Source organism: Candidatus Jidaibacter acanthamoeba (assembly GCF_000815465.1).
Lineage (GTDB): Bacteria > Pseudomonadota > Alphaproteobacteria > Rickettsiales > Midichloriaceae > Jidaibacter > Jidaibacter acanthamoebae.
Window position 1 is genome coordinate 1 of sequence record NZ_JSWE01000231.1, and the last position, 547, is coordinate 547.

The window sequence follows — 547 nt, forward strand, 5'->3', positions numbered from 1 at the left end:
GATACATTACCACTCATCTTCTGCGCTATGTGCACATCATACTTATCTGCTATTCTCTTTAAAAAACTATGCCTAAGCATATGGGGAGTAAGGTTGAATTTCTCTTCTTCTTCAAGATATGCATTAGCTAACTTTGATATCCTTCTGCATATCCTTATTATCTCAAATCTTGTAATCCTGTTGCCGTACTTGGTTATAAGTAAGGGGGATTCTAAAGATAACTCAGTACGAGTAGATAAATACTTATCAAGATGATCTCTTGCTTCATTGGGCAAAGGTACTTTAGTCGATATCTTCTTACTCTTTGACCTTTTTACCTCATGGAAACCTCTGTGGTGGTACTGACCATAGTTAAGTATAGCTAACTCTGATTCTCTAAGTCCGGTTGTAAGTAATATATAAAATACAGTTACTTCAAGTAGAGGATTCTGATTCTTTTGCTTGCAGGTTGCCATCCTATGTTCACATGCAGATTTAAGCCGAAGTATTTGCTTATCACTTAACCCGTTCCACCTGGGTTCTTCTATTTCAATAATTCTAACACCTT

1 protein-coding gene is annotated in these 547 nt (G+C 36.4%); it reads right to left on the bottom strand.

Translation table 11 applies throughout. The annotated features are described in order from the left end of the window. On the bottom strand, positions 1-547 hold a 547-nt coding region (locus tag NF27_RS10660), incomplete at both ends, for a tyrosine-type recombinase/integrase (protein ID WP_039459523.1).